Source organism: Bradyrhizobium sp. WD16 (assembly GCF_024181725.1).
Classification (GTDB): domain Bacteria; phylum Pseudomonadota; class Alphaproteobacteria; order Rhizobiales; family Xanthobacteraceae; genus Bradyrhizobium_A.
Map to the genome: position 1 here is coordinate 3,801,368 of NZ_CP028908.1, position 14,043 is coordinate 3,815,410.

The window sequence follows — 14,043 nt, forward strand, 5'->3', positions numbered from 1 at the left end:
CAAGCCCGTCCCGGTCTCAATCGGTCCACCGCGCTGTCATTCCATGCTTCGCAAGCTGTTCGGTCTCGCCGCTCTCGCCGCAATGACCGGTCTCGGGTTGTTCTGGGTAATCACCCTGCCGACGGTGGTGCCAGCCAGCACGCTTGCAGCCTATACGCCGGATCTCGACAACGGCCGCATCGCCTTCAATGTCGGCGGCTGCGCTTCCTGTCACGCCGTCCCGGGTCAGCCGGATCGCCTGCGGCTCGGCGGCGGGCTCGCCATGTCCTCGCCGTTCGGCACCTTTCATGTGCCCAATATTTCTCCCGATCCGGTCGATGGCATCGGGCGCTGGAGCGAGGCCGATTTCGTGACCGCGGTGCTCAAGGGCACCTCGCCCCAGGGCACGCACTATTATCCGGCCTTTCCCTATGGTTCCTACCAGCGTGTCAGGGTCGAGGACGTACGCGATCTGTTCGCCTTCTTGAAGACGTTGCCGCCGGTCGCCGGCAAGGTGCCTGACCACGACCTGCGCTTTCCGTTCAACATACGCCGCAATGTCGGGTTCTGGAAATTCCTGTTCCTGGACGGCAAATCCTTCACGCCTGATCCCGCGCGTGACGCGGTATGGAATCGCGGCGCCTATCTCGTCGACGGCTTCGGTCACTGCGCCGAGTGCCACAGCCCGCGCAATGCGCTGGGCGGCATCGTCGTCTCGCAGCGCCTTGCCGGCGGTCCCAATCCGGAAGGAGAGGGATGGGTGCCGAACATCACGCAGAAGGGATTGGCGGGCTGGTCGGACAAGGCGATAGCCTATTTTCTCGCGACCGGAGAGACGCCGGAGGGCGATTCTGCCGGAGGCTCGATGACCAAGGTGATCCGTAACACCGAGCATCTCGGCGAGGCCGATCGTGCCGCGATCGCCGCTTATCTCAAATCGCTGCCGGCCGTGGATGGCCCGCCGCGACCGAAGCCGCCGGCACCGAGGACCTGAGCCCGAGCGGTGGACGCCGCGCGCCGCAATCACCCGTTGCATTGACGAGGCCGCCCCTGCGTCGCTCCATCCGCCGCTGAGACTGTTCGGCGGCTTCTGCGCCGTATCGCGTCACGGATCGCGGCAGCGCCGCTTCATGCCGCTTCATTCGCCCAAAAGAAAAAGACCTCCGGCGGGGCATCGCCGGAGGTCCCATTTGGAGGTCTACGTTGAAGAGTCTCCTTTCGTTATCAGACGCTTAGAAGCTGCGAATGATCTGGACCGCGCCGTTGTAGAGGTTCTGGTCCTTGATCTGATAGGCGGTACCGCCGGCGACGCCCGGGACCGAGGTGCCCGTCGTTGTCCAGGTGCCGTTCAGGTTGGTGTGCAGCCGGCTGTAGATGAATTCAGCCGACAGCGTGAGGTTCTTCACCGGGGTCCAGGCGGTACGGGTACCGACCTGGGCGATGCTGAACTTCCAATCGCCCGTGTTGGTGCCATTGAAGGAGCCGGTGCCCAGCAGGGTGCCGTTGGCCGCCGCGCTCAGCAGTGCATCGCCGGTCGAGCCGTACGAAATCTGGCTGTACGAACCAAATACCGAGGTGCGCCAGGCCGGATTCCAGTAGTGCTCGTAATAGCCGCTGACGTCCCAGGCGGTGCTCTTGGCGATGCTGGAGCCGTTGGTAGCGTTGGTGCCGGCATAGACGCCATCGAGCACGTAGCCGAACGCGATGCCGTTGTCGCCGATCTTGGCGAAGCGGCCCGCGCCGTTGGTGTCGACGGTGCCGCCGAACACGTATTTGGCGGCGCCGTTGGCGAAGCTCGCTTCGACCTTCAGGCTGTCGGCCGCGCCGGTCGGCAGGTTCTTGAGTTCGAACGCGCCGGTCAGCGCATAGCCCCAGGTCGAGCTCGGATGTCCGCTGCCGCTATCAGTCGAGGTGTAATACGTGCCGTGTATCTCATGCGCTGCCGCGGCGAAGTGCAGCGAGCCCCAGGCCTGGTCGACGCGCAGGTTGCCGACGATATCCGGCACATGGTTGCCGAGCTCGGCGTTGCCGAGGAAGCTGTTGCTGGTGGTGCCATAGCCGCTGGTGGCCGAGCCGAACGGACCGATGAAGGCGAAGCTGGTGTTGACGATGCCGGCATTGCGGTACGGATCGGCGCTCTCGAGCGACAGAGTGCCCGACACGCCGTTGCCGAACTGCCAAGTGTAGGCGATCTGCGGGATGCCGGTGGCGTTGTTGGAGCCGCCGAAGAAGGCAGACGAGATCGTCGGCTTGGACAGCGCCCACTGCGGATCGAACTGCGACACCGCCTTGCCAAGGGTGAAGCCGGCGAACTGGATGAAGGCGAAGTCGACTTCGGTGTAACCGCCGGAGAGGTTCTCGCGACCCTGGCTGAAGTCGAACTGCATGTTCGCGTAGGTGCGCAGCACGCCGTATTCGGTGGCGGTGCGGGTGTCGACGAACAGGTTCAGACGCTCGCGGGTCGCGTAGTAGTTGCGATTGTAGGAATTGGAGCCGCCGACGCCGCCCTGCCAGAACGGCGCATCGTACGTGTTGCCGTTGAAGGCGACGTCGAGGCGCAGCGCGCCGCCGATACGCAGGCACGTGTCGGTGCCCGGGATGTAGTAGAAGCCTGCGCCGTAGAGCGAGCAGACCTTCACATATTCGACCGCCTTCGCCTTGACGGGAAGATCAGCTGCCTGAGCGCCGGTCAGCGCGACGAGACCTGCCGCGGAGCCGAGCACGAGGCTCTTCAAAACGTTCATGTAACCTCCAAGTTGCCAAGGGCAGGGCGTTTCGGACGTGAATCGTCCGAGCAAACCCGGCCCGCTGAGCCCGACGCCGCAGGTGCCAGCCTGCGAAAGCCCTCGTCGGGACGACTTCGAGGGAGCCCCCCTCTGCCGTGTATATTGGATATTATACCTAGGCAGATATTCGAAATAGGAAACTAACTTATCTATTGGGATTGAGTAACAAGTGTGTCGTGGGCGACACAGTCGAGTTTTGGGCCTGCCCAAGCCTTGCCCCAGCATCGGTGTCGCGGGTTGGTTGCGCCGCAGCGAAAACCGCTGGCGGAACAAATACTTTCTGGATTTGTTTCGGGATTGTTGTAGTTATGTTTCTAAGTTAGTTTCATCGCGCCGTGAGAATCATAAAAATTGCGGTGAATGATCGATGCTCGCGCCGCGTGTGGCGGACGGCATTGGGGGAAGCTGGGGGAATCAGAAATGCCGGGCCGCAAAGCTGGGCGCCAAGTGGTCGGGAGGCCGGCGGCGCGGATGGGGGTGCGTAGTCCGCGGAATGAGGCTGGCGGAACCGGCTCATCCGCTGCGTTGCCGTTGCCACTGCCCTGCGCCGGATACCCCGTCTACCGGCAGATCGTCTGGGATATCGTCTCGATCATGGATTATCTGGACGAGATGCGCTCGCGCTGGGCCGAGCGGATCGGCGTCACCGGGCCGCAGTGGAAGATCCTGATGGCTATCGTCGATCTCGACCAGGGCGAGGGTACCTCGGTCGGCGAGGTCTCTGCCAAGGTCCATGCCGCCTCCACCTTCGTCACCACCCAGACCAAACTGCTGGAACAGCGGGGCTATCTCAGGCGCATGCCGTCGCCCAGCGATGCCCGGGTCGTCCTGATGTCGCTGTCCGACAAGGCTCGGAAGGAGTTCGCCGAGACCATGCGGCCCTGGGGCGACTTCCACGAGTTCATTTTCGCGGATTTTACGCCGGCGGCCCTTCGCGAGTTCGCCGAGCGACTGGCGGCGGTCAAGAAGCGCACCGAGATCATCCGCCGCCGCGTCGGCGACGAAGCTTGAGAGGCTGGCTATCGCCGGCTCTGCGTCTGGCGCGCAGGGGGCGTCGCGCTCTGCGGGTGGCGTCCGGTGGCCCTGTATTTTAAAGAGCGGCACCGTTCCCAGCCGTCCCGCCGATGAATCCCCTCAAGGCCATATCGCTCAAACTGCTCAGCACCCTGATGTTCGCCCTGATGGGGGCGCAGGTGCGATACCTCGGCGGCGCCTATCCGGTGGGCGAGGTGGCGTTTTTCCGCGCCCTTTTCGCCTTGTTGCCGATCCTGGCGGTGTTTGGCTGGCGCGGCGAGCTGCGCGGCGCCCTGCGCACCAGGCGGCCGCTCGATCACGTGCTGCGTGGCATCTTCAGCATCGTCGGGACCTTCTGCACCTTCGGAGCGCTGGCGCGGATTCCGCTGGCCGATTTTACCGCCATCGCCTTCATCGCCCCGCTGATCACGGTGGTATTTGCGGCGCTCTTTCTCAAGGAGCATGTCCGGGCCTACCGCTGGACGGCGGTGGGCATCGGCTTCGGCGGCGTCATCTTCATGCTGCAGCCTCATCTCGGCCTGCAGGGTGAACTCACCACGCCGGTCCTGGTCGGGCTTGGTTTCGCGTTCACCAATGCGATGACCGCCGCCGGCGCCACCATCCAGATTCGGCGCCTCACGGCGACCGAAACCACTGCGTCAATCGTGGTCTTCATGACGCTGCTGGTGATGCTGTTCTCGCTTCTGACCGTCGGGTTCGGCTGGCGGATGCCGGCGCGGACCATCGAACTCGCCGCCCTGATCGGCGTCGGCGTGAGCGGCGGGCTCGGCCAGATGTTCTTCACCGAAAGCTATCGCTATGCGCCTGCCTCGCTGCTGGCGCCGTTCGATTACTCGGCGATGCTATGGGCCTTCATTCTCGGTTTTGCGCTGTTCGCGGAGGTGCCGACCGCGCCGGTGCTGGTGGGTGCTGTGATCGTCGCCGGCGCCGGCATCTTCGTTGTTCTGCGCGAGCGTTTGCTTGGCCTCAAGCGGCGTCGCGAGATGCCGATCGCGCCGATCGCCGCCGTGCCGGATGACGGCATCGCTGCTCAAGATTCGGCCGTGGATGCTGACGCACTGACCGGCCGGCTTCCGGCAGATCGGGCGGACGGCAAGATGGCGCTCACGGGCGTTGCCGGCACGGGTTGACCGCCGGTGGGGGTGTTTCAGGTGCCGAAGGCCTTGAAGGTGATGATGGTGTAGGTGTCCTGGATGCCCGGGATGAGCTGGACCTTCTCATTGACGAAGTGGCCGATATCGATGTCCTTGTCGACGTAGAATTTCACCAGGAGATCGTAGTCCCCGGCGGTCGAGTAGATCTCCGACGCAATTTCCGCCTCGGCCAGCGCGTTCGCCACCGCGTAGGACTGCCCAAGCTTGCATTTGATCTGGACGAAAAACGGCACCATGTTCAATCTCCGGCAGCGCTTCGGCGCTGGCTTGCGGGCAAGTCGGTCTCGACGGCGAATTCGGTGATGCTAGTGTCCGGACACTAGCATCAATATCATTCTAGTGCGGTTTGGGATCTGACGCACGTACGACAAAACGCTGCAATGCTGATACGAGCGTCAGATCCACCGCACTAGAACCAAAATCCGCATGGCGTGGCAAGCGCAGGGCCGGCAGACGCCAAGGGCCGGACCCGCTGCTCTCGACCAGCCGGCGGTGGAACAATGAAGGACGCCATGGCAGTGGTGGGCTCTCCGACTATTCCTGACGCGCACCCCAGGCCTGTACCGATCGCGCTTACCATCGCCGGATCGGATTCCGGCGGGGGCGCCGGAATTCAGGCCGATCTCAAGACCTTCGCCGCCTGCGGCGTCTATGGAGCCTCGGTGATTACGGCCGTCACCGCGCAGAACACTAAAGGCGTGAGTGCCGTCCATGTGGTGCCGGCGGACATCGTCGCCGCCCAGATCGATGCCGTGTTTTCCGACCTCGATGTCCGTGCAGTCAAGATCGGTATGGTGGCACGGCAGGACGTCGTGGAGGCTATCGTCGCCGGTCTCGCGCGCTGGACTCCGGCACCGCTGGTCGTCGATCCCGTGATGATCGCGACCTCCGGCGACAGTCTGCTGGCGCCGGACGCGGTCGCCGTGTTGCGCGATCGCCTGTTGCCGCGCGCCACCCTGATCACCCCGAATCTGCCCGAAGCTGCGGCCCTGCTCGGTGAGACCGTCGCTGCCGACGATGCCGCGATCGCGCGGCAGGGGCGGGCGCTGCTCGCTATCGGCTGCGAGGCCGTACTGATCAAGGGCGGCCACGGCAGCGGCCCTGAAAGCATCGACCATCTCTTTACCGCCGATGGAATCGTGCGGTTTCCGGCGCCGCGTCTCGACACCGCCAACACCCACGGCACCGGCTGCACGCTGTCATCGGCGATCGCGGCGTTTCTTGCCCGCGGCGAGGATATCGTCTCCGCCGTCGGTGCCGCCAAGGCCTATGTCACGGCGGCAATCACTGCTGCTGACCGCCTTGCCGTCGGTCGGGGTCACGGGCCTGTGCACCACTTTCACGCGATCAAAACGCCGTAGGCTTCCTTCGTCGGGCAATCCCTTCCGTGTCGCGACACTGTCGCATGGCCTTGCTATGCGAAAGCCACATGACGCTTTCGCGATTCTTGGAGCCCGGCGGAACAGCATGACCACGACAGACCTCGATCGCTCCACGGTGGAAACCGCCTATGCGCGCTGGGCACCGATTTATGATGCGGTGTGTGGCCCAGTGATGGTGAAAGGCCGTCGCGCCGCCGCAAAGGCGGCCCGTGCCGTCGGCGGGCGCATCCTCGAGGTCGGGGTCGGGACCGGACTGTCCTTCGACGACTACGATACGACCACGGAAATCACCGGTGTCGATCTCTGTGCGCCGATGCTCGAAAAGGCACGCGCCAAGATGGCGACCGGGCGCTACCCATGGGTCAAGGCCGTGCACCAGATGGATGCCCACCGCATGACCTTCGCCGATCAAAGCTTCGATTGCGTGGTGGCGCAATTTGTCATCACGCTCGTCGCCAGCCCCGAGCAGGTGCTTTCCGAGTGCCACCGCGTCGTCAAGCCGGGTGGCCGCATCATCCTCGTCAACCATCTCTATTCCGAGCGGGGCGTCGCCGCCGCCGTGGAACGCTGGGCCGCACAGAAGACGCGTGGACTCGGCCTGCGCCCGGAATTCCCCTTCGCGCGCCTTCAGGCATGGGCCGAGAGCACCCGCGAGGCGGTGCTGGTGGAACGGCGCAAAGTCGCGCCCTTCGGCATCTATACGCTGGTGTGCTTTGAGCGCACTCAAAAGGCCGCGTGAAGGACAAGCGATCGTTGAATTCTGGCAGCCGCTCGGCATGGGGACGCAGCAGATGAGCGAAGCACCACAGGAACGACGTTTCCGCACACTCTTCATTTCCGATGTCCACCTCGGGGCGCGCGGGTCGCAGGCCGATCGCCTGCTGGATTTTCTACGTTATCACGATGCCGATACCATCTATCTCGTCGGCGACATCATCGACGGCTGGGCGCTGAAATCGAATTGGCACTGGCCGCAGAGCCATAATGATTTCGTCCAGAAGATGTTGCGCAAGGCCCGCAAGGGCGCCAGGGTGATCTACGTCCCCGGCAATCACGATGAGTTCCTGCGCGGCTACTACGGCACCCATGCCGGCGGCGTCGAGGTGGTTGAGCAGGCGATTCACGAGGGGGCCGATGGTCGCCGCTATCTCGTGATCCATGGCGATATCTTTGATCTCGTCGTGCAGAATGCGCGCTGGCTCGCCCATCTCGGCGACAAGGCCTATGATTTCGCGATCCAGATGAACCGGCTGGTCAACTTCGGCCGCAAACTGTTCGGCCGGCCGTACTGGTCGTTGTCGCAATGGGCCAAACTCAAGGTCAAGAACGCCGTCAATTACATCGGCGCCTTCGAACAGACCCTCGCGGCGGAGGCGAGGCGGCACGGTGCCGACGGGGTTATCTGCGGTCACATTCACTACGCGACCATCCGCGATGAGCACGGTACCCGCTACATGAATTGCGGCGACTGGGTGGAGAGCTGCTCGGCGATCGTCGAGCATGAGGATGGCCGCTTCGAGGTCCTGCGCTGGACCGGGCCGCTGACGCGGACGCGCCCGGTGGCCAAGTCCCTCGCTGCGCAGGCTGCCTGATGCGTATCCTGATCGCTACCGACGCCTGGCATCCGCAGGTCAATGGCGTTGTCCGGACGCTGACCATGATGGCCGAGTCGGCCCGCAATCTCGGCGCCGATATCGGCTTCCTGACGCCGCAATCGTTTCGCACCGTCGCGCTGCCGAGCTATCGGGATTTGCGCGTGGCGCTGCCAAATCCCTGGCAGATCGCCCACCTGATCGAACAGGCGCGGCCGGACAACATCCATATCGCGACAGAAGGTCCGATCGGTATATTGGTCCGGCGCTATTGCTGCCGCTACGGGCTGCCTTTCACCACCAGCTTTCACACCCGTTTTCCTGACTACGTCGCTGCGCGGGTGCCGGTGCCGGAATCCTGGGTCTGGGCGGCGCTGCGCCGGTTCCACGCCCGCAGCGGCGCGGTGATGGCCGCGACATCGGCGCTCGCCGCCGAATTGCGCGAGCGCGGCTTCCGCAATGTCGTGCTGTGGCCGCGCGGCGTCGACGCCGACCTGTTTCATCCGCGCAAGATCGATCTCGGCCTGCCGCGTCCGGTGTTTCTCTCGGTCGGCCGCGTCGCCGTGGAAAAGAACCTGGACGCTTTCCTGGAGCTGGATCTGCCCGGCAGCAAGGTGGTGGTCGGCGATGGTCCGGCCAGATTGGAACTGGAGCGGCGCTATCCTGAAGCCGTCTTTCTCGGCGCCCGCCATGGCGAGGCGCTGGCGGACGCCTATGCCGCCGCCGATGTTTTCGTGTTTCCGAGTTGCACCGATACCTATGGTCTCGTGGTGCTGGAAGCGTTGGCGAGCGGGGTGCCGGTGGCGGCATTCCCCGTGACGGGGCCACGTGACGTCATCGGAGCGGCTCCTGTCGGCATGCTCGACGAGGACCTGCGTCGGGCCTGCCTGTCGGCATTGACCGTGTCTCGGGATGACTGCCGCGCCTTTGCCCTCAGCCATACCTGGGAGGCCTGCGCGCGTGCCTTCATCGACAATGTGATGCGGGTGCGGGCTGAGCATGATGCCGCCGCAGCGCCGTTGCGGCCGCGGGGCCCTTCGCTGGCTGCTTGACGGGAGGGGCGGCGCGAGGCGCTGCGGCGGCAACCCCGGTACTTGCTTGCCTTCGTCGCGGACGGCGATATAACAAGAAGTATGATCGCACAGCTTCCTGTCACTGCCGCCGATATCGATGCTGCCGCAAGCGTGCTCGCGCCGGTCGCCGTTCGCACCCCGCTGATCTCTTCGCCGGCGCTGGACGCTCTGACCGGCGGCCGCATCTTCCTCAAGGCTGAGGTGCTGCAGCGAACAGGGTCCTTCAAATTCCGTGGCGCCTATAATCGCCTCTCCGCCATCCCGGCTTCGGTGCGGGGCGCGGGGGTGGTGGCCTTCTCGTCCGGCAACCATGCCCAGGGCGTCGCCGCGGCGGCACAGCTGTTCGGCATGGCCGCGACCATCGTCATGCCGGCGGACGCACCGGTATCCAAGCGCGAGCGCACCAAGAGCTATGGCGCGGAGGTCGTGCTCTACGACCGGTTGCGTGAGGATCGTGAAGCGATCGCAGGGGAGATCGCCGCCGGTCGCGGCGCAACCGTGATCCGGCCCTATGACGATCCTCTGATCATCGCCGGGCAGGGCACCGCGGGACGGGAGATTTGCGAGGAACTGGCAGTGCGCGGCATCGCACCCGATATCGTCGTGGCGCCGGCTTCTGGCGGCGGCTTGGTCGCCGGCACGGCGGTAGCGGTCAAGTCGCGCTTTCCCCATGCCGCAGTGATGTCGGCCGAGCCGGAGGGCTACGACGATCACGCCCGCTCGCTCGCGGCGGGGCATCGCGTCGCCCATGGTGCAAGCGAGCCGACGATCTGCGATGCGTTGATGGCCCAGATCCCCGGCGAAATCACCTTCGCCATCAATGGCGCCCTGCTGAAGCAAGGTGTCACCGCCACTGATGTGGAAGTCGGTCGTGCCGTTGCCTTCGCCTTCCGGGAGCTCAAATTGGTGGTCGAGCCCGGCGGCGCGGTGGCGCTGGCGGCACTGCTGGCCGGGCGCTTCGCGGTGAAGGATCGTGCGGTGGTGATTGTCCTGTCCGGCGGCAATGTCGACGCGGATCTCTACACCCGCCTGATCGCTTGAATATGCCGGCACGACATCCGCGGATTTGCCGGCCAGGGCTGTCGCCCAGTTAAGCTGGTGTCCCGGTTCTAACGTTCGTATCCCTTTGCAGCGAGCGCCCATACGAACGCTAGTGTGGCGTCTCGCAATTGCCTACCGCCTTTGCGGCAAGCCTCTCGTAGGCAATTGCGAGACATAAGCCACACTAGCATTTTGATTTTGCTAGTGTCCTTATGTCTCCGAATTGCCGTGCGAGGGTGAGGCAAACGAAGCGGTAATTCGGAGACAGGACACTAGAACCAAGGGACACTAGCATCATTATGATTCTAGTGCGGTTTTGGATCTGACGCTCGAACGGCGAATTCGCTGCAATGCTGATACGAGCGTCAGATCCATCGCACCAGCTCAGCTGAAGAACGCGATCTTTTCCACCTGGGTCATGCGCCGCAGCGGCGCCATGGGGTCGGGCCGCGGCGTGCTGACCATGCCGCGCGCCAGCAGCGAGGCGCCGAGCGACAGCGTATCCGCAGACGGTCCATCCGGCACCTGCGCCTCAAACGTCGTGACCTGCATCGTGGCTATCGGATCGGCCGCATCGGCCGATGGATCGCCGGCGAGCGTCTCCGGTTCGACGGAGTGATGGGGGCTCTCGAGGTCGAGCACGCCGGCCGGCACGTCCGCGACGCTGTTGGCAGCCGGCACGGCAGCAGCGGTTTTCTCGGTGGGCCCGTCCAAAGCCTCGGCGGCCACAACATGTTCGAGTTCGTCGCCGGCCGTGGCGACCTGGTCCGACGCCAACATCGTCGGCCGACCGAGAGCCATCTCGGTCGGCGCGGAGGGAGCCGCTTGCATCGTATCGGCCGCGGCGGAGCTGCCCTCGGTCTCGGTCGCGAGGACGGCAGCTTCGCCTGACGGCCCGGCAGCGAGCCATTCGGTCGCTGTGTTCTCGGTCAATGGTGGCGACACCGATGGCGCCGGTTCTGCAGCAGCGGTGACCGAAGCCGCCGGCTTCAGGGCAGCGAGGCTCACGACGTTTTCCGGCATCGGCGGTGGGGGCGAAGTCGCCGCGCTCGTTGCGGCGGGCGCGTCGCCGCGGGCGATCACTTCGAGTTCGGTGAGTGCCTGTGCGAAGGCGGTCGCCACCCGTTGATGGAGGTCTTCGGTGACGGTTGGCGCCAGGTTGGCATCGACGGTGTTCGCCTGGGTTTCCAGGATGTCGCAGATGCGGCCGTCGTAGCCGAGTTCGCGAAATCGCCACGCGACCTCGCGGACGACGCGTACGGCCTTGCGTGCCGGGCCGAAGCTGTCGCCGCGGCTCAGCTCGGCGATGGCGTCCTCGGTCGAGGCGTGGGCCGCCTCGAGAATGGCGCGGAATGCGGTCAGCGCTTCATCTAGCCTCGCCGTATCGTCCGGCTGCCCGGCCGCCGCGGTCTGGGCCGCAACTGCGGTTTCGATCCGCGCAACCGCCTCGAGCACCATCGCGGTGTCGGCGTTACGGTTGCGCCGGGCATATTCCTTGAGAAACCAGCGGCCCCTGGACGTTTCCATGAAGGCTTCGCTGATCGCTTCGTAATCGGCCTCGGACGGCAGGGCCGCGCTGGCTGACATCGGCGAGAGTGCGAAGGCGTCGTTGGCCATATCCCGAACCGTTGCGTATAACCTCGGCGCCTGCCCGGCGTCCCACCCTGGCGGCGCAACCAATTGTCTACGATCACCACGAACCGGCTTGAATCGCAATTGAATTGATGCTCCACGCTCCGGAAAAACCAATTGCAGAGCCGGTCGTGGCGCGCCGATTCGCGCGCTGGCTGTCGCTCGTTTACGGTGCAGTGTTCGGTCTCGGCGGCATCAGCCTGCCGTTCTTTCCGGTCTGGCTCAAAGCGGTGGGGATCGACGTCGGCTGGATCGGTGTGATCACCGCGCTGCCCTCGTTGACCCGCTTCACCGTGCTGCCGTTTGCCACTGCCCTGGCCGAGCGGCGTGGCCTGTTGCGCCAGGCCATCGTCGGTTTCGCATTTCTTACTTCAGTCGGCTTCGTCGCCGTCGGCCTCAGCGGCAGCCTCATTCCGATCCTGCTGCTCTACGGCCTGACCGCCTGCGTCTGGACGCCGATCGTGCCTTTGGTCGACGGCTACGCCTTGAAGGGTGTTGCGCAGTTCGGGCTTGACTACGGACCGTTGCGTTTATGGGGATCGGCGGCATTCGTCGCCGGCGCACTGGCCTGCGGGTTGCTGATCGACATGGTGGCGCCACGCCACGTGATCTGGATCATGGTGGCAATGGCGCTGTTCGGCGCCGGAGCGAGTCTCGGGCTGGTCCCGCTCGCCGCGCGCGGGACGGCAATGGACGCGCCGGCGCGGGACGCGCACCTGCTGCGTCAGCCGGGGTTTCTCGCCGTCATCATCAGCGCCGCCCTGATCCAGGGCAGCCATGCAGCCTATTACTCCTTCGGCTCGATCGCCTGGCAGAGCGCCGGCTTGAGCGGCCTGACCGTATCGCTGTTGTGGTCGCTCGGCGTCGTCGCCGAGATCGTCGTGTTCGCGGTATCGCCGCGCTTCACCTGGTCGCCGGCGGTGCTGGTCGCCGTCGGTGCCGCCAGCGCAGTGCTGCGCTGGAGCGTGACGGCATTGGCGCCGCCGCTGTCATTGCTCGCGCTGGTGCAGATGCTGCATGCCTTTACCTACGGCCTGACGCAGGTCGGCACCGTCGGGCTGATGCTGCGTCATGTCCCGCCGCATCTGATGGCCACGGCGCAAGGCTATCTGGTCGCGACTTCGGGCATCGTGCTCGGGCTTGCGTATATCGGCTCGGGACTGTTGTTCGCCAGATTCGGCGATGGCGCCTATTTTGCCATGGCGGCGATGGGGGCAGCCGGAGGAGCGCTGATCCTGCTGGGTCAGCCCCACAGCGAGGCATCGGGCGGATAGATCGTGCTGCCGTCGTAACGCAGACCGCCGTCCCGGTCGCGGGCGAGCAGCAAGGGACCATCGAGATCGACTACGCGCGCCTGCTGCGCCACGACGAGGGCCGGCGCCATGGCGAGCGAGGTCGCCACCATGCATCCGACCATCAGGTCGAAGCCGAGGGCTTGTGCGGCATCGGCGAGGCCGAGAGCTTCGGTGAGGCCGCCAGTCTTGTCGAGCTTGATATTGATGGCGTCATAGCGGTCGCGCAGCGCCGCGAGCCCGTCGCGGGCGTGCACGCTTTCGTCGGCGCAAACCGCGATCGGCCGGCGGATGCGGCCGAGCAGGGCATCCTTGCCGGCGGGCAGGGGCTGCTCGACCAGCGTCACGCCGGCCTCGGCGCAGTCCGCAAGATGGGATTCCAGGGTCTCGTCCCGCCAGGCTTCGTTGGCGTCGACGATCAGTTCGGCATCGGGGGCTGCGGCCCGGACGGCCCGGATACGGGCTCCGTCTCCATCGCCGCCCAGTTTGACCTTGAGCAGAGGCCGCGTAGCAGCCCTGGCCGCTGCTTGCGCCATGGCCTCCGGGGTGCCGAGGGAGATCGTATAGGCCGTGGTCAGGGGCTGCGGTGCTGCCCGCCCCAGCAACTCCCACACCCGACGGCCGGCGGTCTTCGCCTCAAGGTCGAGCAGGGCGCAATCCAGGGCATTGCGGGCGGCGCCTGGGGCCATGGCGGTTTGCAGGCCAGCCCGGTCCAACCCGGCGGCAAGGGCGCCCTGCATGGCCATGATGGCTGCCAGCGTCGCCTCCGGGGTCTCCCCATAACGCGGATAGGGGGTGCATTCGCCCACGCCTCTGGTGCGGCCAGCTTCGGTCAGGCGGGTGATCTCGGCCACGACCACCACGGCCTCCGTTTTGGCGCCACGGCTGATGGTGAAGCTGCCGGCGATCGGAAACCGCTCGATGCCGGCCGAGAGTGTCTGGATGTTTCCGGAAGTCATTCCAAAATCAGAAGATTTATTTTTTCCAAGAGTGTGGTCCTGCCGCAGTATGGCTTTAAATAGGTGGCTGTTAAAGGAATGGTTGTAAATTCATCAGCGGCGATGCGGGGACGGCATC

13 protein-coding genes are annotated in these 14,043 nt (G+C 65.1%); 9 read left to right on the plus strand and 4 right to left on the minus strand.

Features of this window, described 5'->3' with window-relative positions; genetic code table 11:
• Window positions 1-43: 43 nt before the first annotated feature.
• Window positions 44-973: a cytochrome c gene (locus DB459_RS17555; RefSeq protein WP_253706555.1), complete on the plus strand. Its 930-nt coding sequence runs from the start codon at window positions 44-46 to the stop codon at window positions 971-973.
• Between the two features lie 238 nt (window positions 974-1,211).
• On the opposite strand, the gene DB459_RS17560 is transcribed toward DB459_RS17555, so the two are convergent.
• Window positions 1,212-2,723, minus strand: a complete 1,512-nt coding sequence (locus DB459_RS17560) for a porin (RefSeq protein WP_253706556.1) — start codon at window positions 2,721-2,723, stop codon at window positions 1,212-1,214.
• 573 nt (window positions 2,724-3,296) lie between these two features.
• Between DB459_RS17560 and DB459_RS17565 the strand changes: the two genes are divergently transcribed.
• Window positions 3,297-3,776, plus strand: a complete 480-nt coding sequence (locus DB459_RS17565; RefSeq protein ID WP_253706557.1) for a MarR family winged helix-turn-helix transcriptional regulator — start codon at window positions 3,297-3,299, stop codon at window positions 3,774-3,776.
• A 113-nt stretch (window positions 3,777-3,889) separates the two neighbouring features.
• Window positions 3,890-4,930: a DMT family transporter gene (locus DB459_RS17570; RefSeq protein WP_253706558.1), complete on the plus strand. Its 1,041-nt coding sequence runs from the start codon at window positions 3,890-3,892 to the stop codon at window positions 4,928-4,930.
• Between the two features lie 17 nt (window positions 4,931-4,947).
• Here the strand turns inward: DB459_RS17570 and DB459_RS17575 are convergent, their stop codons facing one another.
• On the minus strand, window positions 4,948-5,190 hold the full coding sequence (locus DB459_RS17575; RefSeq protein ID WP_253706559.1) for an Lrp/AsnC ligand binding domain-containing protein: 243 nt from the start codon (window positions 5,188-5,190) through the stop codon (window positions 4,948-4,950).
• Window positions 5,191-5,454: 264 nt separating this feature from the next.
• On the opposite strand from DB459_RS17575, the gene thiD reads away from it, so the two are divergent.
• The 5 genes from thiD to DB459_RS17600 all read left to right on the plus strand — a co-directional run bounded on the left by thiD (window position 5,455) and on the right by DB459_RS17600 (window position 10,042).
• Window positions 5,455-6,315 carry a bifunctional hydroxymethylpyrimidine kinase/phosphomethylpyrimidine kinase gene (thiD, locus tag DB459_RS17580; RefSeq protein WP_305884136.1) on the plus strand — a complete coding sequence of 287 codons (861 nt, stop codon included), beginning with the start codon at window positions 5,455-5,457 and terminating at the stop codon, window positions 6,313-6,315.
• Between the two features lie 106 nt (window positions 6,316-6,421).
• Window positions 6,422-7,075: a class I SAM-dependent methyltransferase gene (locus tag DB459_RS17585; protein ID WP_253706560.1), complete on the plus strand. Its 654-nt coding sequence runs from the start codon at window positions 6,422-6,424 to the stop codon at window positions 7,073-7,075.
• Window positions 7,076-7,127: 52 nt separating this feature from the next.
• Window positions 7,128-7,928 (plus strand): UDP-2,3-diacylglucosamine diphosphatase, encoded by an 801-nt coding sequence (locus tag DB459_RS17590; protein WP_253706561.1) that lies wholly within the window; start codon window positions 7,128-7,130, stop codon window positions 7,926-7,928.
• Window positions 7,928-8,980: a glycosyltransferase family 1 protein gene (locus DB459_RS17595; protein ID WP_305884137.1), complete on the plus strand. Its 1,053-nt coding sequence runs from the start codon at window positions 7,928-7,930 to the stop codon at window positions 8,978-8,980. The genes DB459_RS17590 and DB459_RS17595 overlap by 1 nt, the downstream gene beginning before the upstream one ends.
• Window positions 8,981-9,061: 81 nt before the next feature.
• Window positions 9,062-10,042, plus strand: a complete 981-nt coding sequence (locus DB459_RS17600; protein WP_253706562.1) for a threonine/serine dehydratase — start codon at window positions 9,062-9,064, stop codon at window positions 10,040-10,042.
• Window positions 10,043-10,426: 384 nt separating this feature from the next.
• On the opposite strand, the gene DB459_RS17605 is transcribed toward DB459_RS17600, so the two are convergent.
• Complete coding sequence (locus tag DB459_RS17605) at window positions 10,427-11,758, minus strand: hypothetical protein (RefSeq protein WP_253706563.1); 1,332 nt, start codon at window positions 11,756-11,758, stop codon at window positions 10,427-10,429.
• 47 nt (window positions 11,759-11,805) lie between these two features.
• Between DB459_RS17605 and DB459_RS17610 the strand changes: the two genes are divergently transcribed.
• Window positions 11,806-12,948 (plus strand): MFS transporter, encoded by a 1,143-nt coding sequence (locus tag DB459_RS17610; RefSeq protein WP_253706564.1) that lies wholly within the window; start codon window positions 11,806-11,808, stop codon window positions 12,946-12,948.
• Here DB459_RS17610 and dgcA read toward each other — a convergent pair.
• A complete protein-coding gene (gene dgcA, locus DB459_RS17615) occupies window positions 12,918-13,925 on the minus strand; it encodes an N-acetyl-D-Glu racemase DgcA (RefSeq protein ID WP_253706565.1) in 1,008 nt (335 codons plus the stop codon). The two genes, DB459_RS17610 and dgcA, sit on opposite strands and share 31 nt — an antisense overlap.
• Window positions 13,926-14,043: the final 118 nt, after the last annotated feature.

Coding starts and splice junctions, on each gene's coding strand:
- DB459_RS17555 (WP_253706555.1), top strand. CDS start 44: ATGCTTCGCAAGCTGTTCGGTCTCGCCGCTCTCGCCGCAATGACCGGT.
- DB459_RS17560 (WP_253706556.1), bottom strand. CDS start 2,723: ATGAACGTTTTGAAGAGCCTCGTGCTCGGCTCCGCGGCAGGTCTCGTC.
- DB459_RS17570 (WP_253706558.1), top strand. CDS start 3,890: ATGAATCCCCTCAAGGCCATATCGCTCAAACTGCTCAGCACCCTGATG.
- DB459_RS17575 (WP_253706559.1), bottom strand. CDS start 5,190: ATGGTGCCGTTTTTCGTCCAGATCAAATGCAAGCTTGGGCAGTCCTAC.
- thiD (WP_305884136.1), top strand. CDS start 5,455: ATGAAGGACGCCATGGCAGTGGTGGGCTCTCCGACTATTCCTGACGCG.
- DB459_RS17585 (WP_253706560.1), top strand. CDS start 6,422: ATGACCACGACAGACCTCGATCGCTCCACGGTGGAAACCGCCTATGCG.
- DB459_RS17590 (WP_253706561.1), top strand. CDS start 7,128: ATGAGCGAAGCACCACAGGAACGACGTTTCCGCACACTCTTCATTTCC.
- DB459_RS17595 (WP_305884137.1), top strand. CDS start 7,928: ATGCGTATCCTGATCGCTACCGACGCCTGGCATCCGCAGGTCAATGGC.
- DB459_RS17600 (WP_253706562.1), top strand. CDS start 9,062: ATGATCGCACAGCTTCCTGTCACTGCCGCCGATATCGATGCTGCCGCA.
- dgcA (WP_253706565.1), bottom strand. CDS start 13,925: ATGACTTCCGGAAACATCCAGACACTCTCGGCCGGCATCGAGCGGTTT.